Here is an 11,700-nt window from a genome sequence, read left to right on the forward strand (position 1 = left end):
AATTTAAAGTTATCATTTACAGCCCTATCTAGCGTCCATTATAATCATTTTATAACTTATAAATAATTTACTGGACGGAGGATTTAATGGAAGAAAAAGTAGTAATTGATAATTCGGAGCAAAAACATGAGAAAAAACAGAAATACTTAGGAGATAAAGGTTTTGTAGTTTTTATAGCTTTCTTGAGTGCTTTTATTCCCTTATCTACAGATGTTTATTTACCTGCACTTCCTAGGATGGTTGAAAGCTTTAATACTACTGCCAGTATGGTTAATTTAACTTTAATCTTCTTCTTTGTATTCTATGCCATTGGTACTATGTTTTGGGGACCTTTAAGCGATAAATATGGCAGAAAACCAATACTACTTGTAGGCCTTTCAATCTATACAATCGCAAGTATACTATGCATTTTTTCTTCTAGTGTATATCAACTTATAATTTATCGTATTCTACAATCTATAGGCTGTGGTGCTGCTACTGCTGTTTCAACAGCTATAGTTAAAGATGTTTATGCTGGAAGAAAACGTGTTTCAATTTTGGCAATAGTACAATCTATGGGGATGGTTTCACCGATTGTTTCTCCAGTTATAGGAGCTTTGATCCTTAGTGCACTTTCTTGGAGAGGTGTGTTCGTAGTACTAGCTGTTATAGGAGTTTTAAGTTTAGCAGGAAGTCTTGCAATGAATGAAACCATAGAAGAACGTACTGAAGGAAGTATATTTAAGTCTATAGGTAGATTAGGTGTGGTAGCTAAAAATAAAAGTTTTACTTCACTGCTTATAACTTTTTCTATGATGTCTATAGCATCTATGTCCTTTATTTCAGCTTCATCATATATCTATGTTGATGGCTTTAAATTAAGTGAAAGAGTTTATAGCTATTATTTTGCAATAAATGCAGTATTCTTTCTTCTAGGTCCTTTACTTTATATTAGACTCTCCAAACATTTTCACTATAAGCCTATTATAACTACTTCATATATAATTATGAGCATAAGTGGTCTTTTACTTATAACTGTTGGCTTTATGAAACCTTGGATCTTTGCCTTATCCTTAATACCAGCTTCCCTATTTGGAAGTATAATCGGGCCTGCAAGAACTAATCTTATGATAGAGCAATTAGATGGCGATACAGGCGCTGCCTCTTCACTTATGAGCTTTGCTTTTACCTTCTTTGGAAGTATTGGAATGCTTATGATATCTACAAACTTTATAAATAGAATAGTACTTATGGGATTGATGTATCTTATAATCGGATTGCTTAGTCTTGCTGCTTGGTTAACTATCTCTAATAAACCGTATATAAAACACGTATCATATCATGGTGAAGCAGAAGACTAGAATATCTTTTTATGGGATACATTAAAAGATAAAATTTATCATCCCTATAAATTTGCTTCACCTTGAATCAAAAAGGCGGACACGCAAGAAAACCTCACTGAAGAAGGTAACTTCAGTGAGGTTTTTATTATTCTGCTATTTGACTATTTTTATTTCTTCTTATAAACATAACTCCTGTACCAATTAGTGCTACTCCTATTACAAGTAATACTCCAGTACCTACTACTGCTCCTGTTTTTGGTATTGAGCTTATAGTTTGATTACTTGAACCACTTGTACTAGTAGATGTATTGTTTGTGTTATTATTGTTATTTCCTGAGTTTGGTGCTGCGTTTTGCAGAGCCTTAAGCTTGTCTTCTGAAGAAGTTAATGCAGACAAATTAGTCACTAGCTTCTTTTGATCATCACTTAGAGCATTATATGCTTTTCTTGCATCAGTAACTTTTTGTGCATCTGCAAGAGTTAAGCTTGCTGGTATAGCATTTATCTTTCCAATTACTGTATCTGAAGCTATTTTATCTGACTGAAGCTTTGCTATTGTATTTTCTGCTGAAGTTAGCTTAGCTAAATTACTTACTAGCTTCTTTTCATCATCATTTAGTGCACTATATGCATTTCTTGCATCACTAACCTTTTGTGTATCTGCTAGAGTTAAGGTAGTTGGTAACGCATCAATCTTTGCTGCTACATCATTTGCTTCAGTCTGCCCAGCCTTAGTGATATCGCTAGCACTTGAAACTGAAAGTTCTAAAGTAGTATCGTATTTCATTACAGATGCTACCACATCGATCTTATCTCCAACTTTGAAGTCTTTTAATTCTGGCATTTTATATATTACAATGTTGCCAGTGCTGTCTTCAATTGTTGATGACGCTGAAGTATTTATATCTTTTAAAGTAACACCTTTTAATCTTACTAACTGTGACTGTACAGAATCATTTGCTTGACTTATTGTAAGTACTTTAGGAGAAACAGCATTATTGCTACTTACAACTGAAACACTTGGTAAATCCTTAGGAGTTATTTCAATAAGCCCGTGATAGTTTGATAAATCTCCTGTTACAGTTATTTTATCGCCTCTCTTAAGATCAGCTTTTGGTGTATTGTTTAAGCATATGCCAGCATTATCATCTTGTACAAATACATTACTGCCCACAACATTATTAACTACACCTGTTATAACAGCACTTCCAGATGCCTTTGCTCTTGCATCACTTATGCTCATTGCTACTGGTTCTGATATATCCTTATCAGAAATTACATAGTCACTGTTATGAGTAATACTAAACTGCACGTATCCGTTACTTGCACTTAGTCCACTTGCGATATTTTCTAACTTTTTAGTTGTTTCATTATAATAATATACATATAGATTTTTCTTAGAATTAGTTGGATCTAAAAGCCACTGTGTATCTAATTTGACTTTTACAGTTGCTTTTCCAGGAAGTTGTCCATTATTTGCAAAGGATACAACTGTAGCTCCTGCATTTCCAACCTTTGCAGCAATTGCAGCTTTATTTGAAGATGAAGAATTATTTACACTTGCTACATTAACGTTCATATCTATATTCTTTGTAGTATTAGTAATATCTTTACCATTAAAAGACCATTGAAGACCGTCTTGTACAAAATTAACAGTTTTATCTTTTCCCTTTATAGAGTCAAATATAGTCTTATCAACTGTTTTACTTCCACTTACATCTACAGTAATATTGGAACCTTCACTAGTCTTATTTAATGTATCCACAACCTTGCTTGCATCACCATTAACAACTTGTGAAACCTTTGTACTAGTCTTTTCTATTGTGTATTTATCAGTTATCTCCATATTGTCAGTTCTATAAGTAGTTATTGTAATACTGTTTGCATTTACAGATACATTTGAGAAGGTCGGAACATGGAACTGTTGCTTAACTGCCTCATAATAATTGCTGCTATTTGGTTCTTTGAATTCATAGTACTTACTTCCAGAAGCTGAGTTAGCAGTTATATAAAGCACTCCTGTAGGATCAGTGACCTTCTCATCTTGATAAGCCGATCCTGAAGGATTAGCTACTGTCTTCTTGTCATCTTTATCCTGTGCTTTAGCTTCATTGTTTACCATCTGATAAGTTCTTGTATAACAATGATCATGACCATCTAAAACCACATCTATCCCTAGCTCAGTATAAACCTGAGGCATAGTATTTCTTCTTGCTATTATATCTGCATCAGTCTCGTGGTTTGCAGAGCTATATATAGAATGGTGCAACGCTACTACCTTCCAGGTAACATTTGGATTTTTAGCTATAGCCTCCTGCATGAAAGCCTTATGATCAGCAGTATTAACATCATTGCTATTTAATACCATATATAAAGTATTTCCATAGGTGAAATAGTAGTCAGCCCCTGTATCAGGCTTTGTATCAACTATCCCATAAGCTGAGGATTCATTTGGCACATTAAAATGAGTATTGTGTCCCTTTCCAGAAGTCTCATGATTACCAGCAAATGCCACTATCGGCAAGTTTCTAAATTGCTCTGGAGCAAAGTATGCTGAGTACTCAGGCTCATTATCTCCTCCAGTAGCCTCTTTACCGTTATTTACTTGATCCCCTAAAGAAAGTAAAAAGCTTGAATTTTTAAACGCTGTTGTTGCTTTATTTAATGTATCTATCCATCCGTTCTTATCCTTGTTTATATCTCCACTTGCTCCTATTTGTGGATCCCCTGCAAGTAAGAAATTATAATCAGTTGGATTTTGAGTTGTGAAGTTGTAGATTGCACTCCAAGTTACCCCATTTCCTACTCTATAAACATACTCAGTTCCAAGAGAAAGCCCTTTTATAGTAGCCTTATTAGATATAGCATTGTTATTACCTTGTGCCTTCTTACCAACAAAAGTTTTAGCTTTAGTTATTGGGAAAACTCCATTTGCATAATCAGTCTTCTTAGCAATTTGTACCTCAGTATCTCTTGCATTTACATCTGAATACCAAGTAAAGTTAAGCTCACTTGGATCTGATCCTGGTGCAAAAGTTATGTCTGTTATATTTGGCGTTGGTTCATCTTTAATCTCACTCTTTGCTATTGTATATCTATCAGTCTTTTCCATGTTATCAGCTCTATAAGTTGTGATTGTAATGCTGTTATCACTTACTTCAACATTAGAGAAGGTAGGTACATGAAGTTGTTGCTTTACAGCTTCATAATAACTTTGAGTATTTGCCTGCTTCATCTCATAGTACTTACTTCCAGATGCTGAGTTTGCTGTAATGTACGCAACACCAGTTGGTCTAATAACAGTTTCATCCTGATAAGTTGTGCCGGATGGATTGGTTATTGAAACCTTCTTATCATTTACTTGATTTGTAGGTTGATTTCCTACCATCTGATAGGTTCTTGTATAGCAATGATCATGCCCATCTAAAACTACATCAATGCCTAAACTAGTAAAAACCTGCGGCAAAAAATTTCTTCTAGAAATTATATCATCATCTGTTGCATGATCTGCTGAGCTATATATTGAGTGATGTAATGACACTACCTTCCAAGTTGCGTTTGGATTTTTAGCTATAGCATCTCTCATAAAAGCTTCATGATCCGCAGAGTTAACGTCGTTACTATTAATCATCATATACAAAGCGTTTCCGTAAGTAAAATAGTAATCTCCACCTGAGGTTGGAGCACTAGAAACAGTTCCATAAGTTGATTCATTTGGCACATTAAAGTGTGTATTATGTCCTGCGCCATAGGTTTCATGATTTCCAGCTATAGCAGCTATTGGTAAACTCTTAAACTGGTCTGGAGCAAAATAAGCTAAATATTCTGTTTCGTTGCTTATTCCCTTTACTTCACCGCCATTATTAACCTGATCCCCTACAGATAATAAAAAGCTTGAATTAGGGAAAGCTGTTGTAGCCTTATTTACTGTAGATACCCATCCAGTTTTGTCGTTATCAATATTACCACTTGCCCCTATTTGTGGATCACCGGCTAATATGAAATTATATGAGCTTGAATTCTGTGACGTATACTGATAAGTTTGACTCCAATTAGTACCATCACCAACACGATAAACATATTCTGTAGACTTTGCTATTCCAGTTGCCACTACCTTATTTGAATTAAGACCATCGTTACCTTCATTCTTAGTTCCTTTGAAGGTTTGCGCCTTATCAACCGGGAATGTTTGTCCATCATAATCAGATTTCTTTGCAATTTGAATCTCTGCATCACCTGAATTTTTCACTGAATACCATGTGAAATTTAATTCTGATGAGTCTTTTCCTGGAGAAAGTGCTATCTCTCTAATATTGTCAGTAGTACCGCTTGCAGTACTTGTTGTGTTATTTGTAGTATTGTCTGCAGCGAACACTGTACTTACATTACTAATAACAGTAGTGAATACCATAACTGCAGCTAAGATTGAGGATACTAATTTTCTACGCACTAAATAAATACCTCCCTAAAATATTTTTATCACCATGTGGAAGTATATTCCTTCTATGTTAATTGTTTATTTAGCGCAAGTTAACTGTCAATTAATTTTTGTAAATTTCTTGTTATTTTGTATCCCTCTTGAAAATCTTAACACTCCTTTAACCTTAGCTTTACAATAATGCTTTTTTTAGCTTTCTATATACTTTATATTTTAATTTAGGACTAAATTTAAGACCACTGTTGAAATTAAAGGAGGTATTGTAGTGTTTAAAAACTTAAAAGCTAGTAAGCTTATACTCTGGTCTATATTCTTCATATTATTTGCTGTATTTCTTTATATGTTCAACAATAACCATCCATTAGGTTCTAGTAAGCAAAATAATAAATCTTATGTAAGATATGAGAAAGCTCAAGTTTTAAACGTAAAAAGTGAATCTGTAAAGCCCTTAGAAAACGGTTCTAACATATTCCTTGGAAGTCAAGAGATAAGTGTAAAAATACTATCAGGAGAGCACAAAGGAGAACTTAAAGACATAACTAACTACCTTAGCGACACTCACAGTGTATATGTAAAAAAAGGGATGTCAGTCATTACGGAAATTGACACAGCTGGTTCTGAGTATCAGGTGATGGTTTATAACTATTATAGAGCTCCAGTGCAATACATGTTTGTCATAATATTTTTCGTTTCATTATGTGTTATAGGAGGAAGAAAAGGAGCAAAGTCAGTTATTGGACTAGCATTTACCTTTATATGTATTATATTTTTATTTGTACCTATGCTCTACAAAGGTTACTCACCAGTACTATCCTCAATAGTTATAATAATCTTAGTTACAGGTATAACTTTACTTTTACTAAATGGATATAGTGCAAAAACCATTTCCGCAATACTAGGAACTATACTTGGTGTAGCAATAGCTGCAATCATAGCACTAATTGTAGGAAAATTAGCTCATTTAACTGGCTATAGCACACAAGATGTAGAGACTTTAAACATGATATCCGCTAAATTTAATATTAAAGTAGAAGGTCTTTTATTAGCCGGCATCTTAATAGCTTCTCTAGGAGCTGTTATGGATTTAAGCATATCCATTGCCTCTTCAATTCAGGAGATCTATTCGTCAAATAACAAGATAAGTAAAAAAGACTTGTTTGCTTCTGGTATGAACGTAGGACGTGATATGATGGGTACCATGGCAAATACTCTTATTTTAGCCTTTGCAGGTGCATCACTAAACATGATTATTATAATTTATTTCTATAATGTAGGGTATAATCAACTCATTAATATGGACATGGTTAATGTTGAAATAATTCAAGGTCTTACAGGCAGTTTAGCTGTAATACTAACTGTTCCTATAATTGCTTTTATTTCTTCTAGGCTAATACCAGCCTTCCAGAATCAAAGTAAGAAAAATAAAAGTTTTATCTATAAATTTGCCCCTTCAAAATGATGTTAAAAGGACTGAAAGCTCATTCAAAGCTTTCAGTCCTTTAATCTGAATACATAACCTTACAAACAAATATTATATTAAAAATAAACTTATTTTATAGCTATTTAATTTCCACAAACTCATAGCTTTGACTTCCAAGCCCTATCTTTTCAGCATAATCAAGTGTATATCGACCTCTTCTAAATACAGTTTTTCCATTGTTTCTATCAACGATATCAAGACAGGCTTTATCTATAGCTACAGGATCAATTGAAGCAAAAACTCCTACATCATTTACAATTGGCTTCATACTATGCCCTTCACAGTCACAGTTTTTAGTTATATTAAATGCGAAGGTTATATAAATATTAGTTTTATCCTTGGCAGCAGCATAAGCATACTCAGAAAGTCTTTCATTAAAGGATTTAGATATGGATGCAACCCAGCTATTTGATATAGCACCATATGGGCATATTGCCATACAGGAAGCACAACCAACACACTTATCCTTATCTATTTTTGCTTTTTTATCCACAGTTATCGCACTTTCTGGACACCTTTTTGCACATGCTTTGCAGGATTTGCACTTTAAGGAACTAATCTTAGGTATGGAGTTTGCATGTTGCGCAAGCTTTCCACCTCTTGCAGCACATCCCATTCCAAGCTGTTTTATAGCTCCTCCAAAACCTGCAAGCGCATGGCCTTTAAAATGACTCATTATGATCAATTGTTTCTTATCTGCAATCTCTTTACCAACCTTGCATTTATTAAAGTTCTTCTTATTTGTTTCAACTTCTGTATAGTCTTCACCATGTTCACCATCAGCAATTATTATAGGAAGTTCTGTAAAACCATGTTCCTTAGCCAGCTTTATATGTTTTTCCTTGGTAGTTCTTTCACCCCTATACAACACATTCGTCTCTATAAATGCGCTTTCAATATGCTGTTCCTTTAAATAATCTATCACTCCTGCATAATTTTTAGATTGGATGAAGGTGTTATTGCCCTTCTCTCCAAAGTGAACCTTTAATGGAATGAACTTTTCTAAAATCACCTTATCTTCTTTTACTATTATAGTTAAAAGCTCTCTAGCAGCACTGCTTATCTCTTCTGTGTTAGAATAAGAATCCACTGCCTTAAAATAAACCTTTGCCATAGTTTAACCCCCAATTAATTTACTCTTTTCCACTTAGCAATTTATCTAAATATACTGATTTCATCTGTTTGCTTGCCATAGCTCTCTTTATTGGCGGAAGTTTTAAAATAGATGAAAAAACTGCTGCCATAGCTCTATGACTAAGTAATGCTTTATTATCAAAAAGAAGTTCCGTTAGTTGCCCCTTTTCAATAGCCTGCAGAACTATTCTATGGGTCGTGTTAGCTGGGGTTATTATTTCTTTGCCCCTATGTTTAAGATATATACTTTTCTTAGGACAATTTCTAACGCATACTCCACAACCAAGGCATATCCCCTCATCAACTTTTGCTTTTTTAGTAATAGGATCAACTTTTATAGCTTCTATAGGACATACCTTTGAACACTTACCACAGCCTACACAGCTCTCATCAGTTACCTGAGGCAAAAACGCTGTGGTTTGAATAGGTGCCATGTATCCAAACTTTTTAACCGCCAACATTCCTTCACAACAACAGCCACAGCAATTACACATAAATACAGAACCATTTCTAACATTTTCACCACACTGAACCAAGTTATGTTCATATGCCATGTTCAATATGTCCAATCCTTCTGATGCATCTATAGTTCTAGCATACCCATTTTTACTCAAGGTGTGAGCTGTATTTCCAAGAGTTATACAAGTTTCCATAGGCGCATCACAGTTTTCTCCTAAATGCTGCATCTTATGTCTACAAAAACACATGCTAACAGCAATATGTTTAGCTTCTTTAATTACATTACTAGCTCTGTCATAATCCATTATCTCAAGTTCATTTTGCCTTGAAAGAACTCCTTCTTGAACAAAAACCTTTCCAAATCTAGTTTCTGTACCTAAGAATAGATCTTTAATAAAGTCTTCTTCTACATTAAGATATTGGTAGTACAGCTCAGATAAAGTCTTCTGATCTATATCGTCTCTGGTCCTCATAAGAGAAAACTCAAAAAAACCTATCATAGGAGGCGGAAGACAATATTCTTTTTTACCATCAAAATCAATATCCATAATTATAGCTCTAGAAGCTAATTTTTCAAGAATTCCTTGAGTTTCAACTTCACTTAATTTCCATATTTGACTTGCAGTCTTCAATGTAAACGGCTTTATAGGAAGCATAGCAACTAATTCTGCTTCTTTTTCAGTAAAAAGCATGCTTAGTATTTTATATAAGGTTTTTGAAGGTGGCGCACCCTGTGGAAATCTATTAATTCTATCCTCTAACATCTTGTAAGCGTTTTTATTTGAAATATGAGACATACTTTCACAACCTTTCTAAAGATGATTACATCATCTCCAAATTTTTGCCGAATTATTAGCATAATTTTAAAGATACACATTTAATTTGAAGGTATTAATTTAATATATAATTAATACTTTTGTACTCATTAGTTCAATTTTACATTTCTATATATTACAAGTCAAAGAAAAAATATGAAAAAGGTATATATAAACTGTAAAACTACCAATTTATATATACCTTATCTTTAATTATTATTTTTCACAACGTTAAATATACTCGATTAAAATTCCTTCTCTAGCTTTGATAATAGCACCTGCATTAAAACTTGCAATTTTATGACTATTAAGCTCTGAAACCACTAACATTATAGTATCATCCAAGTCTCTTTGCTTTAGCAGTTCTCTGTTAAAGCTTAAAAGAAGGTCACCCTTTTTCACTACTTTTCCTTCTTCACAGTATAACTGAAATCCCTCACCGTTTAAGATTACAGTATCAATTCCAACATGAATCAGCATCTCAACTCCATCTGAAGTTTTAATTCCAACTGCATGCTTACTCTCTTTCATAACTGCAACTACGGTTCCATCGCAAGGAGAAAATACTTTATCATCACTAGGCTTTATTGCGATTCCTTCCCCCATCATTTTTTGTGAGAAAACCTCATCTTTTACTTCAATTAAATCAACACTTATACCATCAGCAAAGGCATAAAGTATTTTAGTTTTCTTTTTAAATAAACTTTTAAACATGTTAACCTCTACTTCAATTCTGGCCAGTAGCCTTTATTAGCTTCTATAAGGTCATCAAGTAATAACTTAGCAACTCTAGCACTTGTAATCGTCTTAGATAAAGTAAGAGCTTGCCATAATTTTTGATAACTATTTTCTATCCAGGCTTCTACAACTAACTTTTCTACTGATACTTGTTGTTCCATTAATCCTTTTTGGAATTGTGGTATCTCTCCTTGAGCTAATGGTTCTGGTCCGTCACTACCTACAATACATGGAACCTCAACCATAGCAGTAGGATCAAAGTTTGCTATAGCTCCTTTATTTTCAACTATGCAAAGCATTCTTTCATGAGTGTTGTAAGCAATTGCTCTAGCTAAATCTACTATGAAGGTAGCATGTGCATCAATATGGAACTCTCCACCTTTAGCTGTTCCTGCTTTAACTATATCTCTTGCAGCACTAAATACGCTTTTCTCCCTTCCATCCATCACTTCATTTGCTCTAGAATATTCTGCATTAGAATGCTCTACAACATAGTCTGGATACAAGTAATATTTAAGATAAGTATTAGGTAAAAACCTTGGATCTATTGCTAGTAAATCTTTTGCTTTTTTATGAGTTTCCTGCCAGCTTGGATCTGTATGCTGTGTTTCTACTTCTTTTACTGTAAGGTATCCATTTTCAGCAACGTAAGCTTTTATTCTCTCTGTTAGATCATTTCCTTCCTTATCTTTAACGCTAGTCCACCATCCAAAATGATTTAATCCAAAATACTTAACTTCTAAATCACTTGGTTCTAAGTCCACAATTCCAGCCATACGGCGAAGGGTTCCTACTGGCATATCACAAATATTTAATACCTTCGAATTTGGCTTTAATCTTCTGCAAGCTTCTGCAACTATTGAAGCGGGGTTAGAATAATTTAGCATCCAACAGTTTGGCGAATATTTTTCCATAAGATCTATTAATTCTAACATGCCTCCTATACTTCTCATTCCATAGGCAATTCCTCCTGGTCCACAAGTTTCTTGGCCAACTACTCCATATTTTAGAGGAATTTTTTCATCTTTTTCACGCATCTCATATTTTCCAACTCTAATATGAGCCATACAGAAATCTACATCTGTAAAGGCTTCTTCCGGATCTGTAGTGAAAGAAAACTCTATATCAGGTGCATTTTCTTTTAATACTATCTCTAAGGCTTCACCAATAACTCCCTGGCGTTCACCATCATTATCGTATAATTTTAATTTTCTAATTGGAAAACGGTGTAGATTGTCTAGTAGCATCATAACTATTCCTGGAGTGAAAGTACTTCCTCCTCCTGCAATAACAATAGAATGTTTTTTCATATAT

General features: G+C 33.9%; 7 protein-coding genes. 2 read left to right on the forward strand and 5 right to left on the reverse strand.

Going from position 1 to position 11,700, the window contains the following annotated elements; genetic code table 11:
* Positions 1 to 86 precede the first annotated feature (86 nt).
* The gene (locus J3477_RS13975; RefSeq protein WP_206870556.1) at positions 87 to 1,340 is read left to right on the forward strand and encodes a multidrug effflux MFS transporter; all 1,254 of its coding nucleotides are present in this window, start codon (positions 87 to 89) and stop codon (positions 1,338 to 1,340) included.
* A gap of 127 nt (positions 1,341 to 1,467) precedes the next feature.
* Here the strand turns inward: J3477_RS13975 and J3477_RS13980 are convergent, their stop codons facing one another.
* Positions 1,468 to 5,772 (reverse strand): metallophosphoesterase, encoded by a 4,305-nt coding sequence (locus J3477_RS13980; protein ID WP_206870557.1) that lies wholly within the window; start codon positions 5,770 to 5,772, stop codon positions 1,468 to 1,470.
* Between the two features lie 253 nt (positions 5,773 to 6,025).
* Here J3477_RS13980 and J3477_RS13985 point away from each other — a divergent pair, with 253 nt between their 5' ends.
* Complete coding sequence (locus tag J3477_RS13985; RefSeq protein WP_228731280.1) at positions 6,026 to 7,219, forward strand: YibE/F family protein; 1,194 nt, start codon at positions 6,026 to 6,028, stop codon at positions 7,217 to 7,219.
* A gap of 100 nt (positions 7,220 to 7,319) precedes the next feature.
* Here the strand turns inward: J3477_RS13985 and J3477_RS13990 are convergent, their stop codons facing one another.
* From J3477_RS13990 to J3477_RS14005, 4 genes are all read right to left on the reverse strand, one after another.
* The gene (locus J3477_RS13990) at positions 7,320 to 8,354 is read right to left on the reverse strand and encodes a DUF362 domain-containing protein (RefSeq protein ID WP_206870558.1); all 1,035 of its coding nucleotides are present in this window, start codon (positions 8,352 to 8,354) and stop codon (positions 7,320 to 7,322) included.
* 19 nt (positions 8,355 to 8,373) lie between these two features.
* The gene (locus J3477_RS13995) at positions 8,374 to 9,630 is read right to left on the reverse strand and encodes a 4Fe-4S dicluster domain-containing protein (protein WP_206870559.1); all 1,257 of its coding nucleotides are present in this window, start codon (positions 9,628 to 9,630) and stop codon (positions 8,374 to 8,376) included.
* Between the two features lie 249 nt (positions 9,631 to 9,879).
* Positions 9,880 to 10,362, reverse strand: coding sequence for a PTS sugar transporter subunit IIA (locus J3477_RS14000; RefSeq protein WP_206870560.1), 483 nt, complete (start codon positions 10,360 to 10,362; stop codon positions 9,880 to 9,882).
* A gap of 8 nt (positions 10,363 to 10,370) precedes the next feature.
* Entirely contained in the window at positions 10,371 to 11,696 is a 1,326-nt protein-coding gene (locus J3477_RS14005) for a 6-phospho-alpha-glucosidase (protein WP_206870561.1), read from the reverse strand.
* Between the last annotated feature and the right edge of the window lie 4 nt (positions 11,697 to 11,700).

Source organism: Clostridium zeae, assembly GCF_017312485.1.
GTDB classification, from domain to species: Bacteria; Bacillota; Clostridia; order Clostridiales; family Clostridiaceae; genus Clostridium_AR; species Clostridium_AR zeae.

Excerpts from the sequence above, each read along its gene's own strand:
- J3477_RS13995 (WP_206870559.1), bottom strand. The coding sequence starts at position 9,630 with ATGTCTCATATTTCAAATAAAAACGCTTACAAGATGTTAGAGGATAGA.
- J3477_RS13975 (WP_206870556.1), top strand. The coding sequence starts at position 87 with ATGGAAGAAAAAGTAGTAATTGATAATTCGGAGCAAAAACATGAGAAA.
- J3477_RS14000 (WP_206870560.1), bottom strand. The coding sequence starts at position 10,362 with ATGTTTAAAAGTTTATTTAAAAAGAAAACTAAAATACTTTATGCCTTT.
- J3477_RS13990 (WP_206870558.1), bottom strand. The coding sequence starts at position 8,354 with ATGGCAAAGGTTTATTTTAAGGCAGTGGATTCTTATTCTAACACAGAA.
- J3477_RS14005 (WP_206870561.1), bottom strand. The coding sequence starts at position 11,696 with ATGAAAAAACATTCTATTGTTATTGCAGGAGGAGGAAGTACTTTCACT.